13 protein-coding genes are annotated in these 15,436 nt (G+C 65.5%); 10 read left to right on the forward strand and 3 right to left on the reverse strand.

Going from position 1 to position 15,436, the window contains the following annotated elements; translation table 11 throughout:
* The first annotated feature begins 36 nt into the window (after positions 1-36).
* The 7 genes from AC1UKG_RS14890 (at position 37) to AC1UKG_RS14920 (ending at position 9,166) form a co-directional block, all read left to right on the forward strand.
* Entirely contained in the window at positions 37-1,434 is a 1,398-nt protein-coding gene (locus tag AC1UKG_RS14890) for an NDP-hexose 2,3-dehydratase family protein (protein WP_018742582.1), read from the forward strand.
* A 429-nt stretch (positions 1,435-1,863) separates the two neighbouring features.
* Positions 1,864-2,496 (forward strand): ArsR/SmtB family transcription factor, encoded by a 633-nt coding sequence (locus tag AC1UKG_RS14895; protein ID WP_482642525.1) that lies wholly within the window; start codon positions 1,864-1,866, stop codon positions 2,494-2,496.
* A 348-nt stretch (positions 2,497-2,844) separates the two neighbouring features.
* Positions 2,845-3,600: an SAM-dependent methyltransferase gene (locus tag AC1UKG_RS14900; RefSeq protein ID WP_026271167.1), complete on the forward strand. Its 756-nt coding sequence runs from the start codon at positions 2,845-2,847 to the stop codon at positions 3,598-3,600.
* Positions 3,601-3,899: 299 nt separating this feature from the next.
* The gene (gene gad / locus AC1UKG_RS14905) at positions 3,900-5,300 is read left to right on the forward strand and encodes a glutamate decarboxylase (protein ID WP_033669158.1); all 1,401 of its coding nucleotides are present in this window, start codon (positions 3,900-3,902) and stop codon (positions 5,298-5,300) included.
* Between the two features lie 17 nt (positions 5,301-5,317).
* Positions 5,318-6,796 (forward strand): glutamine/gamma-aminobutyrate antiporter GadC, encoded by a 1,479-nt coding sequence (gene gadC, locus AC1UKG_RS14910; RefSeq protein ID WP_026271169.1) that lies wholly within the window; start codon positions 5,318-5,320, stop codon positions 6,794-6,796.
* Positions 6,797-6,903: 107 nt separating this feature from the next.
* Complete coding sequence (locus AC1UKG_RS14915) at positions 6,904-8,478, forward strand: DHA2 family efflux MFS transporter permease subunit (protein ID WP_018742577.1); 1,575 nt, start codon at positions 6,904-6,906, stop codon at positions 8,476-8,478.
* Positions 8,479-8,704: 226 nt separating this feature from the next.
* A complete protein-coding gene (locus AC1UKG_RS14920) occupies positions 8,705-9,166 on the forward strand; it encodes a DUF1801 domain-containing protein (RefSeq protein ID WP_482643203.1) in 462 nt (153 codons plus the stop codon).
* On the opposite strand, the gene AC1UKG_RS14925 is transcribed toward AC1UKG_RS14920, so the two are convergent.
* Both AC1UKG_RS14925 and AC1UKG_RS14930 read right to left on the reverse strand, forming a co-directional pair.
* Complete coding sequence (locus AC1UKG_RS14925; RefSeq protein WP_018742575.1) at positions 9,167-9,997, reverse strand: ABC transporter permease; 831 nt, start codon at positions 9,995-9,997, stop codon at positions 9,167-9,169.
* Positions 9,994-10,944: an ATP-binding cassette domain-containing protein gene (locus AC1UKG_RS14930; protein ID WP_018742574.1), complete on the reverse strand. Its 951-nt coding sequence runs from the start codon at positions 10,942-10,944 to the stop codon at positions 9,994-9,996. The genes AC1UKG_RS14925 and AC1UKG_RS14930 overlap by 4 nt, the downstream gene beginning before the upstream one ends.
* An 827-nt stretch (positions 10,945-11,771) precedes the next feature.
* Here AC1UKG_RS14930 and AC1UKG_RS14935 point away from each other — a divergent pair.
* From AC1UKG_RS14935 to AC1UKG_RS14945, 3 genes are all read left to right on the forward strand, one after another.
* Complete coding sequence (locus AC1UKG_RS14935) at positions 11,772-12,182, forward strand: VOC family protein (RefSeq protein WP_018742573.1); 411 nt, start codon at positions 11,772-11,774, stop codon at positions 12,180-12,182.
* A gap of 69 nt (positions 12,183-12,251) precedes the next feature.
* Positions 12,252-13,049: a VOC family protein gene (locus AC1UKG_RS14940; protein ID WP_033669169.1), complete on the forward strand. Its 798-nt coding sequence runs from the start codon at positions 12,252-12,254 to the stop codon at positions 13,047-13,049.
* A 121-nt stretch (positions 13,050-13,170) separates the two neighbouring features.
* Entirely contained in the window at positions 13,171-13,641 is a 471-nt protein-coding gene (locus AC1UKG_RS14945) for a helix-turn-helix domain-containing protein (RefSeq protein WP_018742571.1), read from the forward strand.
* 270 nt (positions 13,642-13,911) lie between these two features.
* Here AC1UKG_RS14945 and AC1UKG_RS14950 read toward each other — a convergent pair whose 3' ends face one another.
* A complete protein-coding gene (locus AC1UKG_RS14950; RefSeq protein WP_482642543.1) occupies positions 13,912-15,324 on the reverse strand; it encodes an MFS transporter in 1,413 nt (470 codons plus the stop codon).
* Between the last annotated feature and the right edge of the window lie 112 nt (positions 15,325-15,436).

A 15,436-nucleotide genomic window follows, 5' to 3' on the forward strand; every position in this document is an offset into this window, starting at 1 on the left:
GCGCCCCCGCGCGCGATCCCGCCGCCAGGTCTCCCGATGACCGCGCCGACGGTACTGCGCCGACGCGTCGACGACACGCTGGCTCAACGGTTGGCACGCTCGGCCGCCCGGCAGGCTGAGGGCTTCGCGCTACGCACGGACGAGGTCGCCGGTTGGCTTGCCGGACGGGCTCGGGCGCATCACTTCCGAGTCGAGCGAATCGGGCTGAGTGATCTGGATGGCTGGTTCTTCGCGGCGGATACCGGCAACCTGCACCACCGCACCGGCCGCTTCTTCTCGGTCGAGGGACTCGACGTCAGGCGTAGCGAGGGAGTGATCCGCCAGTGGCAGCAGCCGATAATCCGCCAGCCTGAGGTGGGAATTCTTGGCATCCTGGCCAAGGAGTTCGACGGTGTGCTGCACTTCCTCCTCCAAGCGAAGATGGAGCCCGGTAACCGGAACATGCTGCAGTTGTCACCAACAGTGCAGGCCACTCACAGTAACTACACTGGCGCGCACCGGGGGGCACCGGTGAAGTACCTGGAGTACTTCACCGACCCCAGCCGCGGCACGGTGCTGACCGACGTCCTCCAGTCGGAGCACGGTTCCTGGTTCTACCGGAAGTCCAACCGCAATATCGTGATGGAAGCGGTGGGCGACGTGCCGGTGGACGAGGACTTCTGCTGGCTGACGCTCGGGCAGATTGGTGACCTGCTGCGTCAGGACAATGTCATCAACATGGACGCCCGAACGGTTCTGGCCAGTTGTCCGGTGCGGTCGAACGAGCCGGGCGCCCTGCACACCGACATGGAGTTGCGGTCCTGGTTCACCGTCGAACGGTCCCGACACAGCGTGACCGTCCAGCGGGTTCCACTGGCCGGTATCGAAGAGTGGAAGCGCGACGAATTCAGTCTCAGCCGGGACGACGGTCGATACTTCCGGCTGGTCGCTGTTGGCGTCGAGGCGGGCAACCGTGAGGTCACCGGCTGGTCGCAGCCGCTGTTCGAACCGACCGGCACTGGTGTGAGCGCCTTCCTGTTTCGCCAGTTCGCGGGCGTGCCGCACCTGTTGGTGCAGGCGAAGGTGGAGGCCGGGTTCCTGGATACCGTCGAGTTGGCGCCGACGGTGCAGTGCACGCCGGAGAACTGGGCGCACCTGCCGGAGCCGCTCCGTCCCTCTTTCCTCGATGTCGTCCAAGCGGCGGGCCCTGATCGTGTCCGCTACGCGGCGGTGCATTCCGAGGAGGGCGGACGGTTCCTCAATGCGGAGAATCGGTACATGTTCGTGGCGGCCGACGAAGCGCAGGCGCCGCTCGAGCCGCCCACCGGCTTCCGCTGGGCGACCGCGGGGCAGCTCAACAATCTCGCCCAGCACGGCCACTACCTCAATGTCCAGGCCCGCACCCTGCTTGCCTGCCTCAACGCCGGTACGGTGCGTTTGGATGCCGTGGGGTGAGGTGATCGCGCACCGTCCCAGGGCTCTCGCGGTCGGAGCCGCCGCCTCGGGGTGAGGACGGCGATCGCCAGCAGGGACAGTACGGCCATCAGCACCATCGCGGTGGCGACCGGCACCACCGTGCGAGCGCACCAGCGACCGGTGGTGGAGTGGACGAGGAGGCCGAGGACGAGTCCGCTCATGGTCCGACCCGCGTTCTGTAGGGAGACCGTGACGAAGAGGGGCGTGAACTCACGGGCCTGGAACAACTTTCGATAGGTGCGCATGGACAGGCAGTCTGGTGAGCCTCGAATCCGGTGAGATAGGTGGTCGTCTCCACCCGAAACGACACTCGTCCGTCCCAGGGCGGCCGGAGGGGAGCGGGCTGGGTGGGGATCTGGTGGGATCAGCACGGAATCCCCGGCACGGAGCCGATTCGCCATCTCCGCGTTGGCCAGCTGGCCACGTCGGCGGCGGCTTCTCGAGGCCGACATCGTCTCCCGGATCGGACCACTCAGCTCCGGTGGTGGGGCCGCCGTGCTCGCCCAGACGCGGCCGGGGATGCGCTGGCTCGGCGACGGTCGGCTACAGGTCAACACCAATGACCGTCCAGCGGAAGACCTGGCGGAGGCGCCACTGCTGCTCATCCCGGGCAGCACCCGCCGGGGTTGGCTCAGCTTGGTCAGGCCACATCGCTACGCGGTGGTCTACCCCTGCTCCGCAGTGCTGGCCGACCCGTCCCTCGACCCACCACCACACGCCCCGAGCCGCCTACTCGGTCCGGTCCGCGCGACCATCCTCACCCTGCTGGACTCCCCGAAGCGCCCGACCCGGTTGGTCGCGCTAACCGGATATGGCTTCGGCTCCGTCGGCGGTCACCTCAACGTCCTGCTACAGGCGCAGCTCGTTGGGCGACGGCGGTCGGGGCGATCCGTGCTCTACTTCCGCACACGCGGCGGCGACCTGCTGATCGAGCTGCGGTCTGGCACCGAACCCGCTGACCCTGGTCACGGCCAGTGCAACCGGGCTGGGTTCGCCGATCGTCGGAACCTCCGCGCGGAGCAGCGGGACAGCCTCGGCTGAGCGCGACCAGGCCACCGGATGCCCCTTCGGGCCCGGGTAGCTCTGCGGTCTGTCCGCGAAGGTCACCTCGGCCCCGAGTGGCCAGCACTCCCCGGTTGCCGGTCCGCATGAGATTCCCCAGGAATTGGCTCCTGCGATTCCCAGCCGGGGTGGCTCATCAACCGAGCTCCGCCCTGGTGTCCTCGAACATAAGAGTCACCCCAGGATAAATGACGGAAGTCTCATTATATGAATAGGATCTAACGCCGAGTATGGTTTCGCCACGCTATATTACGTCCTAGGTCGGCTGGACGACGAGGTCAATCCGAACGCGGCTTCACTCCCACCATCTAGCGCGTAGGTGCTCACATGTCAGAACCACAGATCCCGAACAGTGGACGGATTATCGATCATTGGCTTGGAGGCACACACCACTTCCCGGTTGACGCGGCCGCAGCGAGTGAATTCGCCGGCCTATACCCGGGGTTCCCCCAGGTGTACCGCACCCAACGGGCGTTCGTTCGGCGCGCGGTCCGAGCCGTCGCGGACGAAGGAGTCGACCAGTTCCTGGTGCTCGGGGCGGGAGTCCCGACACAGGGCAACGTGCATGAGGTAGTGCCGGGGGCCCGTGTTCTCTATACCGACATCGACCCCGCCAACATTGCGCTGGGGCGTGAGATCGTCGCTGCCACGCCCGGCGTGGACTACGCCTACTGCGACGCCTCAAACCTCAGCACGCTTGATCGGGAAGCAGCGGAGCGCATCCTCGATCCCGCGGCGCGGCTGGGGGTGGTAGCAGTTGGATTTTCGACATCCCTGGAGGACGGAGCGCTCCACGCAACACTTTCCGACATCTTCGACTGGGCACCTCCCGGAAGTTTCCTGGTGGCGGACTTCGACGGTCAGGCACTGCTCTCCCTACCGGCGATACTGGCGAAGATCCTCGATCAGGCAGGTCGACCGCTGCACCTACGTGATCCCGGCCGAATCCGACCGCTACTCGGGCGGTGGCGACTCACCGAAGACGGCATCTGCGCAGTCGACGCCTGGCGCACGTCGGCGCCACCGCCCGACCAGGTGTTCGCGTATGGCTGCCTGTCACACAAGCCCGACGACTCGAGCTGACTGGCGCCGCACCCCGTTGTAGCCCTGTTGGCCCGGCGACTCCGGAGTCGTGGCTGCGGGTCGACAGCCACCGGGGCGACACCGGTGTCGTGGTGTTGTTGGGGCCAGACGCCGACGCTGCCGGCGGGGTGCTTCCTGACCAGGACCACCCCGCCGCTCCGGCTCCTCGGGTGACGCTGTCGCGATTGCCGGCGCGGAGCCGCGATGCGGACGTAGGGTGTGCCCGACGAGCCTTTGCCGCCGGGAAACGCTGTATGCCGATCCGTAGCCCTGGTCGCTGGCAAGCCCTGGGAGGGTAAATGCCGGACATGGAACAAGATTTTGACATGATTGCTTCGGATTCACTTCTGTTGAATCCGATGTTCGCGCGTCCAGGCCAGTCGACGGAGATTGCCCGGTTTTCGATTCCGGACGCCGCCACGCTGCCCGAGACCGCATTCCAGATCGTGCACGACGAGGTGGCCCTCGACGGGAACGCCCGACTAAATTTGGCCACATTTGTTGGCACCTGGATGGATGATCATGCCGAGAAGCTGTTCGCGGAAACCTTCGACCGAAATCTTATCGACAAGGACGAGTATCAGGCGTCCGGCGCCATCGAGAAGCGATGTCTGGTTATGCTGGCAGATCTCTGGCATGCACAGAACCCGCGGCGCACTATCGGTGCGTCCACGACCGGTTCCTCGGAAGCGTGCATGTTGGGGGGGCTGGCGCTCAAGCGTCGTTGGCAGCATGCGCGCCGCCGTGCCGGCAAGCCGACCAGCCATCCCAACCTGGTGATGTCGAGCGCGGTGCAGGTGTGTTGGAAGAAGTTCTGCAACTACTGGGATGTGGAGCCCCGCTTCGTTCCAATCTCCGACGAGCACAAGACCCTGGACGGTCATGAACTTGCGTCATACGTGGACGAGAACACGATCGGGGTCGTCGCGATTCTTGGCGTGACCTATACCGGAATCTATGAGCCGGTCGAGCGCATCGCGGCCGCGCTGGACGAAATTCAGGACTCGACCGGGCTTGATATACAAATTCATGTAGACGGAGCTACCGGTGCGTTCGTGGCGCCCTTTGTCCAGCCAGACCTGGTCTGGGACTTCCGGCTCTCGCGAGTGGCGTCGATCAACGTCTCCGGTCACAAATATGGACTGGTCTACCCCGGGCTGGGATGGGTGGTCTGGCGAGACGAGGCGGCGTTGCCCGAGGATATGATCTTCTGGGTGAACTATCTGGGTGGTGAAACACCGACGCTCGGGCTGAACTTCACCAGACCGGGGTCCCAGGTGCTCTTGCAGTACTATCTCTTCCTGCGTCTGGGTCGAGAGGGATTTCGGCGGGTGCAGCTCGCCATGCATGATGTCGCGCGGTATCTGTCCCAGGAGGTCGCAAAGATACCGCACCTCGAGCTGTGGAGCGATGGTAGCGATATTCCGGTGCTGGCCTGGTATCTGCGGAGCGGGTACACCAAAATTTGGAACCTGTATCACCTGTCCGATCGCATGCGCATGAAGGGATGGCAGATCCCCACCTACGCGATGCCCGAAAATCTCACGGACCTCACGGTGCAGCGAATCGTGATTCGCAATGGGCTCAGCCGTGACCTCGCCGAGGTGTTTATTAATGAACTTCGTGGCGAGATAGCGCACCTTGACTCCCTCAACTCTCCTATACCCACGGCCGGTGAGCGATCTGGGTTCCATCATTAGTACTCTGCGAGAGTGTCATGGCTCCGTCAGATAGTCGGCCGGCGGGCAAAAACCCGGCGAAGATCAGTGTCCTTGGGCTGGCGATGCTCAACATCGTCGCGGTGGTCAGCCTGAGTGGCCTACCGGCCGAGGCCGAGTACGGGTTGAGTGCGGCATTTTACTACATCTTCGCTGCGTTCTTCTTCCTCGTGCCAGTCTCCTTGGTCGCCGCTGAGCTAGCCACCGGATGGCCGGAGAAGGGAGGTGTGTTCCGTTGGGTTGGCGAGGCGTTCGGGGATCGTTGGGGGTTCGTGGCCATGTTCCTACTCATGGCCCAGGTGACAATCTGGTTTCCGGCTATCCTCACCTTCGGGGCGATCTCGCTCGCTTACACCGGCCCGGAGGCAACTCTGGATGAGAAGTTGTCCGGCAACCGAATATATATTCTGCTGACCGTGCTTGCGGTGTTCTGGATCGCCACCGCGATCGGTGCCCACGGGCTTGCTGCGTTTACCCGTATCGCGAAATGGGGCGGCATCGTCGGCACCATCATCCCCGCCCTACTCCTCGTGATCCTCGGTCTTGTGTACCTGAGCTCGGGCGGGCAGTCGCAGACCCCGTTGGGCTGGAGCGAGGTGATCCCGGACTTCACGCGATTCAGTAACCTGGCGCTGGCCGCGAGCATCTTCCTCTTCTACGCCGGCATGGAAATGAATGCGATCCATGTGCGGGACGTGGAGAATCCATCCCGGCACTATCCGCTAGCGGTGCTGATCGCGGCGGTGGGAGCGATGAGTATCCTGGTGCTGGGTACGTTGACGATTTCGTTCGTTGTGCCGCGGTCCGAGATAGACCTGACACAGTCGTTACTGATAACTTTCCTCGACGTTTTCCGCTGGCTCGGCCTCGCCTGGGCCGCACCGATAGTGGCCGTCGCCTTGGTCATCGGCGTTCTGGCCGGCATCGTAACCTGGGTCGTCGGCCCGTCAACCGCGATGCTGGCGGTGGCAAAGGCCGGCTATCTGCCGCCTTTCTTTCAATCGACGAACACATACGGGATGCCTACCAGAATTTTGCTGTTGCAGGCGATTTCGGTTAGCGTCCTGGCGGTGCTGTTCATCGTTATGCCATCGGTGGAGGCGGCCTTCCAGGTCCTCAGTCAGCTCGCTGGCCTCCTGTATCTCCTAGTCTATCTGGGCATGTTCGCTGCGGCGATCCAGCTACGCTACAGCCAATCTGATCGACAACGGCCGTACCGAGTGCCGGGTGGGCTTCCGGGAATGTGGGTCATCGGTGGCATCGGTTTCGTCGCATCGGCGCTCGCACTCTCCTCCAGCCTTACACCCCCAGATCAGATCGGCGTCGGAAGCCCTGTTCTCTACATCGGACTGCTCGTCGGGCTGGCTGCCGTGATCATCGCGGTACCGCTCATCGTGTACACCCTGCGCAAGCCGGACTGGTGTGACCCAGGTCGTGATGTCGCACCGTTTAGCTGGGAAGCGCGCGGCGATCGTTAGCCCGACCGATCGTCAGGGCAACGGTTGGCCGGCAGCAATGAGTCAGTGGGGCCGGCGGAATGGCGCAATTCCCCACGGGTCGCCGATGATCCGCCTACCGTGACCTCGTGGACGGCGGGGCGGAAGCTGAGACAGGCAAGGGCCGCTCGTGGACCCGAGCCCAGAAGTGGACGATCGTCGCGGCTGGCCTTGGCGTCTTCATCACCCTGCACGACGTGCTGGTAGCGAATGTGGCGCTGCCCCGAATCCAGGCCTTCTATGACCTGGGGGAGTCCGGGCTGCAGTGGATCGTCGCCACCTACAGCATGGGAATGGCTATTGCCATCATGCCCGCGGCCAGCGTGGCTGACCGGTTCGGGCGGCGGCGACTGTACCTGACCGCAGTGGTGGTCTTCATCGCGGCCTCGGTGACGGCCGGACTTACCTCCACCTTCACCGTCATGCTGGTGGCGCGGGGGATTCAGGGAGTGGCTGCGGCCGTCATCACCGTCTCCGCACTGGCCCTGGTCTCGGCGACTTTCCCGCAGCAGCGGCAGCGCTTCTTCGCCCTCGGGCTCTTTGCCGCGGTCGCGGACATCGGGCTGGCGCTCGGCCCGCCGCTCGGTGGGATTCTGACCGAGGCAGCGAGCTGGCGGGTGGTCTTCTTCGTCAATGTTCCGGTCGCCGTGCTGGCGGTCGGGCTTACCCTTCGGTACGTCACCGAGTCGCGTGAGTCCACCCGTCGTGTGGTCGATCTGCCAGGGCAGCTGCTGTTTGTGTTCACCGTCGGAGCATTTACTTTTGCCGTCATCGATGGCCATGATCTGGGCTGGGGGTCGCCGATAATTCTGGCAACGTTCGTCGCCTTCGCCATTGGCCTCGTTGCCTTCATTCTCCGTGAGCTCCGCACCCAGTCACCGATGATGGATCTGCGGCTCTTCACCAGCCGCGCCTACCGACTGGGGAATATGACCATATTTTTTGGGTTCTTCACGGTGTATGGCGCCATGTTAATCGTTACCCAGTACTTTCAGAACGTCCGGCTCTATACCCCGGTCGAGGCGGGTCTGCTTATCTTGCCGTCCTCCCTCGCGTCGGTGGCGATCTCCCCGGTGGCCGGCTTCATCGCTGCCCGCCGTGGCGCCCGCCTGCCGGCCCTCGCTGGCCAGGCTCTGCTCGTCGTCGGATTGGCCATCATGGTGGTCGGGGTGGCGCGAAGTGTCGTCGCTGTCGTGCTGGGCTTCTTACTCCTGGGCGCCGGTCTCTCCCTGATCACCCCGCCGGTGCAGGGGCTGGCGCTGAATTCGGTGCCGGTGGAGCGGGCCGGTATGGCCTCCGGCATCGTGGCCACCCAGCGAGGTCTTGGATCAACCGCTGGCTACGCGGTTCTGGGAACGATCGTTTCCGTATGGGTCGGTATCTTCCTGGACGGGGACCTCTCCCGGACCATTCCCGATCGTGCCGAACGGGCTGCTGTGGTCGAGCAAATCGTGGACGACACCAATCCGAACGCTTTCGAGGCGGTGGTCGGGCCTGGTCGGCCAGTTGACCATCCCGAGCCCGACCGGGTGACGGCGATTCGTACGGTCGCAGACCGTACCTTCGTGCGCGGCATGCAGCTCGGCCTGGGGTTCGGCGCTCTGGTCGCCCTGGTCGTCTTGGTGATCCTCATTCGAGGCTTTCGCGACCCCCAAGATCAGTAGGTTGGATCTGTGTCGCGGGCTCGCCCTGCCGTGGGACGGTCGCTGCTTCGGAACCGGTGGTGAGGTGAACTCTCCTCCGCTTTTCAGGGCGGTGGTGGAGGTAGCGGCCCACGGCGGCTGCCGTGCCGAGGATGAATAGATTCGGAATCGAGAAGGCGGTGCCCGCCGTAGCCGGTTAGCTTGAGTGGCACGTTGACCGTAGGGCGGACAGAGGAGCAGTGCGTACGTGAGCGTTACGTCGAAAGCTGGTAAGGACGGCAAACAGGCACAGTCGTCCCAGAAAGAAGGATTCTCCGAGGTCGAGCGTGCCGCGATCAAGGACCGAGCGGCGGAGTTGAAGTCGGCGGCTCGCCGTAGCAAGAGCGCGAACAAGGCGGCGGCCGACGAGCGAGACGTCCTCGCAAAGATCCACGACATGGCGCAGCCGGACCGCGCGTTGGCCGAACGCCTGCACGCCATCATCACCGAGACCGCCCCGGAGCTGGCGCCGAAGCTGTGGTACGGCCAACCCGCCTGGGCCAGGAGCGGGAAGGTGGTGTGCTTCTTTCGCAGTGGACAGGGGGACAAGCAGCGTTACTCGACGTTCGGGTTCTCGCCGGAGGCGAGGCTCGACGAGGAGCATGGCCTGTGGGCGACATCGTTCGCCCTGGTAGAGCTGAGTAGCCAGGCCGAGGCGAGCACGGAGTGATCAGGCGTCGCGGCGTGTGAGGAGGAAGGCGGCGAGTGCCAGCAGAGCGGCGGTCCAGAGGCCGAACACCCCGAAACCCTGCCAGGGCGTGAGGAGGTCTCCCTCATGCTGGATGGCCTGGCCGATCAGGATTCCGGCCTCGGTCGGCAGGTAGGCATGGGCGTACTCGCCGAACGCGCCGGGCAGCAGCTGCACCAGGGGCGCGAGCACGAGCACAAACATGATCACGCTGGTGATCCCGGCCGCGGTACGTCGCACGATGGCACCGATGGCGAGTGAGAACAGACTCAGCATGGCCAGGTAAAGTGCGGTGCCGATCACTGCACGTAATGCACCGGGATCGCCGAGTGACGCCTCTACCTTGTCGCTCAACATCGCTGCGCCGATGAAGAATGAGACGAAAGCCGCCACCAGGCTCACTGCCAACACGACCAGGCTCAGCATCACGCCCTTGGCCGCGAGCATCGGGATCCGACGGGGCTTCGCCAGCAAGCTGGCTCTGATCATGCCCGTGGAGTATTCAGAGGCGATGACCATGACGCCCAGGACGCAGATCGCTGGTTGGCTGATCAGGAAGCCGCTGCCGAGGATGACGGCCGTCGGATCGCTGACGACCAACGCGAGGTCGCTCGGATCGGTCTGCTCCCAGTTGGCGACCGTCAGGCCGACGAGCAGCGCGGTGAAGGACGGATACAGCAACGCGAGTAGTCCGAGGGACCAGCCGGTCGACCGGACCGACCGGAGCTTCGTCCACTCGGAGCGCAGCAGCCCACCGAAGCTTGAGCGGGCGGTCACCGGGGTGGCGGTGGGGCGTGCGGCGGTCGCGGTCACTGGGCTTCCCCTTCGGACTTCCGGGCCCCGGCATCACGGGTGGAGCCGCTGCCGACGTACTCCACGCTGTCCCGGGTCAGCGCCATGAACGCCTCCTCCAGGGTGCCGCGTTGCGGGACCACCTCATGTAGGACATGGCCGCCCGCCGACGCGATCTCGCCGATTCGTGCGGCGCCCAGGTCCTCCACACTCAGTTCGCCGTCGTCGGTGCGGGACACCGTGCCACCTGCCCGTACGATGGCCTCGGCCAGTTCGTCGGCGTGCGGGCTGCGGACGAGCACCGTCTGCTTCGTGCCCCGATCGATGAACTCCTGCGTTGGACAGTCCACGATCAGGCTGCCGCGGCCGATGATGATCAGGTGGTCGGCAGTCACCGCCATCTCGTTCATCAGGTGGCTGGAGACGAAGACGGTTCGGCCCTCAGCCGCGAGTTGCCGCATGAAGGTCCGGACCCAGAGGATGCCCTCTGGGTCGAGCCCGTTGACCGGCTCGTCCAGCACGAGCACGGCTGGGTCCCCGAGCAGGGCGGCGGCGAGCCCAAGCCGTTGCCCCATGCCAAGGGAGAAGCCCCCGGCCCGCTTGTGTGCCACTTCGCGCAGCCCGACCAGGTCGAGTACCTCCGAGACTCGCTTCTTGCCAATGCCCTGCGTCTGGGCCAGGCAGAGCAGGTGATGGTAGGCGGTCCGACCCGGGTGCACGGCCTTGGCCTCCAGAAGCGCGCCGACCACCGTGAACGGGGTGGCGAGGTCTCGGTATCGCCTACCATCGATGGTGGCGGCACCGTGATCCGGGTGGTCGAGACCGAGGAGTAGGCGCATGGTCGTCGACTTCCCGGCGCCATTGGGGCCGAGGAACCCGGTCACTTTTCCGGGTCCAACGGTGAAGGACAGGTCCTTCACGGCGACCGTGTCGCCGTAGCGTTTGGTCAGGTTCTTGGCTTCGATCATCCGTTCCGTCCTGAGAGGCCGTTGGTCGGCAAAGTAGGAAACCCCGGAAGTCGGCACCGTCGCTGGTAGCTTCGCCCGTGCGGGCTCTGGGAGAACCGCAGTGCGTCGCCAGCCTGGACCGCGGAACGTGCGGATCGTAGAACGTTGCCGGCATCGGGCTGCTCGCACGAAGCGAGGGCAAACCAGCGCGATCCTCAAACGTGTGGTCCGGGCGAACCCGCGGCCCACCCCGAGGGAAGGTGAACGGATTCTCCTGGTCGTCCACGGCGAGGAAGTGCTGCGTAACCCTGACTTCCATGTTCTCCATGCTATGAATGGCGGGTAGCCGCCCGCTTCTTGATTCCTGATGGGCCTGGAGCGAACTGTTGTCAGTGGGGATGTGGTGCTACCAGTCGGTGTGGCGCCAGCCGAGTACATTCCGGCAAGGCCCACGGGCAATGGTGCGGCGATCGCCAGGTACGGTTCCCCGATCCGGTCCTCGACGTGGGGTTGGCGCCCTCCGGCGCCGAACATCCGAACCGTGGGCCCCAGAGCCGGATCCGGCACCATCTGCTCGTCGGGCGGCGGCGTGCCCCTCCGCACGCAGGTGACCCGCGCCGTCCGCCGCGACACTGCTGCGGGCGGGAGGAACGGGACCGCGGCGTCAGCCGGTGGTAGCCATTGATTGCCGGGCAGACATCAGGCAGCCGCCAGCGCTGGTGTGGCGACCACTCTTCGGAAGCCATGTTCGGCTTCGCCCCGGTTCCTGCCCGCCCTCGCTGAGAACCAGGAGAACGGATCAGGAATCAAGAAGCATCGGGGGACTGCCGGCCGTTAGCGTAAGCGCTATGAACATCACCATCCACTCGAGCTTTTTGCCGCACAATAACGCGGATGCGTCGGTCGCCTTCTATCGGGAAGTCCTGGGCTTCGAGATTCGAAGCGATGTCGGTTACGACGGGATGCGGTGGATCACGGTGGGCCCGGTCGGTCAGGCGCAGACCTCGATCGTGCTCCAACCACCGGCGGCGGACCCCGGGATCACGGATGACGAGCGGCGCACGATCGAGGAGATGATGGCGAAGGGCACGTACGCCGGTGTCCTCCTCGCCGCCTCCAACCTCGACGAGGTGTTCGAGCGGGTGCAGGCCAGCGGGGCCGAGGTGGTGCAGGAGCCGATTGACCAGGACTACGGGGTCCGGGACTGCGCCTTCCGGGACCCGGCCGGCAACCTGATCCGGATTCAGCAGGCGGGTTGAGCTCCGCGCGGAAGCGTCATCTCCCTCGTGGATCGCAAGCCCACTGCTGCCAAGGAGGTCATCACCCGCATGTTGCTGCCTGACATGATCACGCTCGGTACCACCGACGTGCACGCCGCACACGTCTTCTACCAGTCTGTGTTCGCGCCAACCGTCGTAAGTCATCAGGACGAGCGAGTGGAGTGGGATCTGCACGGTGTGGCCCGGCTCGCCGTGTGCCCGGTTGCGGAGCTGGCGGCGCAGGCGCACGCGGAGCCCGCAGCACCGAATTACCGCGGTTACGTCCTCAGTTATGTTGTCAGCCAGCCCGATGAGGTGCGGAGCATCCTTGATGCTGCCGCCCGGCAGGGCGCGCACGTGCTCAAGCCTGCGAAGAAGGCCATGTTCGCCGGTTTCTCCGGTGCCTTCCAGGCTCCGGACGGTGCGGTATGGAAGCTGACGTCGGCGAAGGCGAAGGCGACCGGGCCGGCCCAGGAGACGCCGGTGCCGAATGAGGTCGGAATCCTCCTCGGCGTCGCTGCGACGAAGTCCGCCAAGTCTTTCTATGCCGCTCTGGGCATGGTGGTTGACCGGGACTATGGCAGCAAGTATATCGACTTCCAGCCAAGTCCGGCCGGCTGCCGGCTGGGCCTCATGGACGGAAAGGTTCTGGCCAAGGATGTCGGAACCACGGAGGAGCGCGCTGGCTTCCGGGCGGCGGCCTTCGAACGGATCGTGCCCTCGCCGGACGAGGCCGACTCCCTGCTGTCGGCAGTGACTGCTGCCGGCGGACGCGTCGTCACCCCGGCCGTAAAGTCTGGGATGGGCGTCTACGCTGGCTACTTTACCGATCCGGACGGATTTCTCTGGAAGGCGACTTCTGGGTAGCGGTCGTGCCGATCCTGCGGCCTGACCCCCGGGGCACTTGAGGCCTGAAATGCCCCCTTGCCCCGGCGAGTCGTCGGCGAACGGCTGGACGAGGCTGCGGAGACTCTGCAGAATTGCATACGTGCGTGCGCGGCAGCCGAACCCGGAGGGGAACGACGTCCGATTCCGCCTGCGCCATCTCGCGCGGCTGCGGCAGGTGCGGGACCGCATCGACCGGGAGTACGCGCAGCCGCTGGACGTACAGGCGTTAGCCCGCGGGGTGAACATGTCGGCCGGGCATCTCAGCCGTGAATTCCGCCTTGCTTACGGTGAGTCGCCGTACGCGTACCTGTTGACCCGACGGGTGGAGCGGGCGATGGCGTTGCTGCGACGGGGCGACATGACCGTCACAGAGGTCTGTTTCGCGGTCGGGTCCTCCTCGCTGGGGACGTTCAGTACCCGGTTCACCGAACTGGTGGGGGTGCCTCCGAGCACGTACCGACGGATGGCGTCGGAGGCGATGGCGGGGATGCCGTCGTGCGTGTCGAAGCAGGTGACGCGGCCGGTGCGGACGGCGCGGAGCCGACAGATGGGGGAGCGACAGCCGGCCTGAGCCCGGGACGGCCCGAGCCCGGGAGTGAGCGCTGCCGGAGCGCCGCCGGCCAGACTCCGGCCGGGTAGCCATCGGTCGGCTGGAACTCTTGTCTGCCAGGTCTCCGGTCTAGCGGTGGCAGACGCGTGAGGCCGGTCACGCTCTCGGCGCGGAGCTGGCGCATACCGACTACGGCCGGTACGTCCTGAACGTGGCGGCGCAGGCATGCGGAGCTCTCGCTGCTTTGGCCGGCGACGCCGGCGCGGTACTGGTGGTGCAGGGTCTCCGTCGTCATCCGGACGCAGCGGACCGGTCGGGCGAGAAGAGATTGATCAGGGCTGCTATCAGGGCGATGGCGAAGAGCCCGACGATGACCAGCGCCGGGATGCGGAAGGCGGTCAACCAGTCGCCGGTCCGGTCGAGGCTCGCGAAGAGGGCCGTGCCGACAAGACCAACTCCCAGACCGCCACCGAATGCCTGCCCCGCCTGAAGCATCCCGCCAGCGCTTCCGCCCTGGGTCTGTGGCACGGGAGTGAGGGCAACGGTCAGGTTCGGGGCGATCACCAGGCCGCCGGCCACCCCCGAGGTGATCAGCCCGCCGCCCAGCCCGACCAGGAGCAGCGGCAACGTGGCCGCGTGCGGGGAGTCCGGGTCGGGAAGAAAGACGTCGGCGACGAGCAGGGCGGTGAGCCCCACTGCCGCGAGGAGCAGGCCGGAAACCACCAGCGGTTTGCCGAGCCGCCCCGCCTTGGACCCGGCGATCACCGCACTGATGGCGGCTCCCAGGGCCAGTGGGGTGAGCGCGATCCCGGTCACCAACTCGTCATGCCCGAGTCCGTGTTGGAGATATTCCGACATCAGGTAGTAGATGCCGTCGTAGCCGGCGGTGTAGCAGATGGCGATGACGACTCCCGCCGAGAAGGAGCGGAACCGGAACAGCCTCATGTTGAACATCGGTTCACCGTGCCGGGCGTATCGTGTCTCCCAGCGGACGAACCCAACCAGCACCGCCACCGCCGTGGCCAGGAGCGTCCAGGTCAACCAACCCGGCATCTGCTCACCCTGGATCAGCCACACCAAGCCCAGCCCGACCATCAGCAGGACGGCGCCCACCAGGTCCATCCGTGGCCGCTCGGCCCGCTCCGCGACGGGGAGCAATCGCCATCCGAGAACCGCGATGACGATCCCGATGGGCACGTTGACCAGAAAGGCCCACCGCCAGCCCCACTCGGCACCGCCGAGGGCGATCAACCCGCCGCCGAGTATCGGACCGATCAGCCGGGCGACGTTGATCCCGGCGGCGACCGCTCCGAAGGGAAGTCCCCGTTCCCGGGGGGAGAATATTCGCTGGATTGTCCCGAACACCTGGGCGAGTGCGAGCCCGATGCCCGCGCCCTGAACAAGTCGGGCGGCGATCAGCCACGCCTCGTGTGTGGCCAACGCCGCGGTTGCGCTCGCCACAACGAACGCCACCACGCCGGTGACGAAGATGTCGCGCCGGCCGTGTACGTCACCGAACCGGCCCGCGGGCACCAGCACCAGGCCGATCGCCAGATAGAACGCCGAGACCAGCCATTGCTGGGTACTCGAATCCAACTCGAGCGCGGTGCGGATCGTTGGCATCGCGATCACCATCAGGGCGATGTTGAGCCCAGCGATGAAGGTGATCAGCGTACTCACCGCCACCACCGGACCCCGTGGTATCGGACGACCCGATCCGGTCCGCGGCAATCCCCGCTGATTCTCCGTGGTCACGGCAGGGCTACCCGAAGAGCTGAGTGAAGGGCCATGTACGCAATAACGATCCGTGGCGCAG

This window comes from Salinispora sp. CH2A1_6, from assembly GCF_056820975.1.

Bases quoted from the DNA above. Each gene is read 5' to 3' on its own strand.
- AC1UKG_RS14900 (WP_026271167.1), top strand. From the start codon at position 2,845: ATGTCAGAACCACAGATCCCGAACAGTGGACGGATTATCGATCATTGG.
- AC1UKG_RS14930 (WP_018742574.1), bottom strand. From the start codon at position 10,944: ATGATCGAAGCCAAGAACCTGACCAAACGCTACGGCGACACGGTCGCC.
- AC1UKG_RS14890 (WP_018742582.1), top strand. From the start codon at position 37: ATGACCGCGCCGACGGTACTGCGCCGACGCGTCGACGACACGCTGGCT.
- AC1UKG_RS14935 (WP_018742573.1), top strand. From the start codon at position 11,772: ATGAACATCACCATCCACTCGAGCTTTTTGCCGCACAATAACGCGGAT.
- AC1UKG_RS14940 (WP_033669169.1), top strand. From the start codon at position 12,252: ATGTTGCTGCCTGACATGATCACGCTCGGTACCACCGACGTGCACGCC.
- gadC (WP_026271169.1), top strand. From the start codon at position 5,318: ATGGCTCCGTCAGATAGTCGGCCGGCGGGCAAAAACCCGGCGAAGATC.
- gad (WP_033669158.1), top strand. From the start codon at position 3,900: ATGCCGGACATGGAACAAGATTTTGACATGATTGCTTCGGATTCACTT.